The sequence below is a fragment of the Bradyrhizobium sp. SHOUNA76 genome (assembly GCF_023006445.1).
Taxonomy (GTDB): domain Bacteria; phylum Pseudomonadota; class Alphaproteobacteria; order Rhizobiales; family Xanthobacteraceae; genus Bradyrhizobium.
The window spans coordinates 1-993 of the sequence record NZ_JALBHA010000962.1 but is presented as its reverse complement, the minus strand read 5'-3'; the positions used below and the strand labels follow the sequence as shown (position 1 = coordinate 993).

Annotated in this window: 1 protein-coding gene and 1 pseudogene; both read left to right on the top strand. The window is 64.6% G+C overall.

Going from position 1 to position 993, the window contains the following annotated elements:
* The first annotated feature begins 276 nt into the window (after positions 1–276).
* Entirely contained in the window at positions 277–468 is a 192-nt protein-coding gene (locus MOV74_RS38975; RefSeq protein WP_026202495.1) for a hypothetical protein, read from the top strand.
* A gap of 174 nt (positions 469–642) precedes the next feature.
* Positions 643–993 (top strand): annotated as a pseudogene (locus tag MOV74_RS38970) (hypothetical protein); the annotation flags it as partial.

The window sequence follows — 993 nt, the reverse complement described above, 5'->3', positions numbered from 1 at the left end:
CCGGCGGCGCTCATGGTCCGGCAATTGACCGGGCTACGGATCACCTGGGCTGCGACCGGCCTGCGACACGCCGCCTGAACGCGCGGCCCCGGCGGTATCATCGGCCCGCCGGTTCCATCGCTATCACTCTGAAAAGACTGAAAAATGTGCGTGTTTGCCATGCGGGCATGGCGCTGGCCAAAACTACCGGCTGCGTGCTATACAGCGCCTGGGTTTCTGGCCGGCCGTCGCAGTGGGACCATGGGCGAGGCAGGCGTTGTTTGAGTGGAGAGGGTGTTGAAGCACAAATTCCCGATTGGAACGCGCGTATTGTTCACGGCCAGCAACGTCGCGCGCCCCGCTGCCAGCGGCTCGTATGAGGTCATCCGTCTGCTGCCGACCGACGGCGATGATTGCCAGTACCGGATCAAGAGCTCGACCGAAGCCTTCGAACGCGTCGCCAAGGAAAGCCAGCTCGCGCTCTCCTGAAACCAGCACGCGCTCCTGAAGGCTGACGCACCCCGCGCATTGGTGCCATCAGGGAATTGTATCCTGCCGCCGTCAAAAGGCCCGCTTCACCTTCAAAAGGTGCGCCGGGGCAGTTGCCGACTCGCGGTGCTCGCTTGACCATTCGCTCTCTGCTCGGGTGAGGGGACGTCGCGCATGAACTGGGCATTGGCCACTTCGCTCGACCAAATCTGGCGCTCGCCGGCCTTTCCGATGTGGATGACGCTGGCCGCTGCCGGATTCTTCGGGTTGATTCTCCTGATCACGCTGCTGCGCGCCGACAGGTCGGTCGCCAATGGCGCGCTGACGGTGATCACGCTGCTGTCCATCGCGATCGCCGGAGCCGCCACTGTGCGCGTCTATGGACCGGCGGGGCAGGACGCCCCGACCGAAGCGCGCGCGCTTGACCGGATCCATCTCGCCGTCGGCGGCGTCGATGGTGGCGTCGTACTCCTTGTTGACGTAGCGCGGGAAGTTGGTGCCCTGCCACTTGTTCTCCTTCGTCGC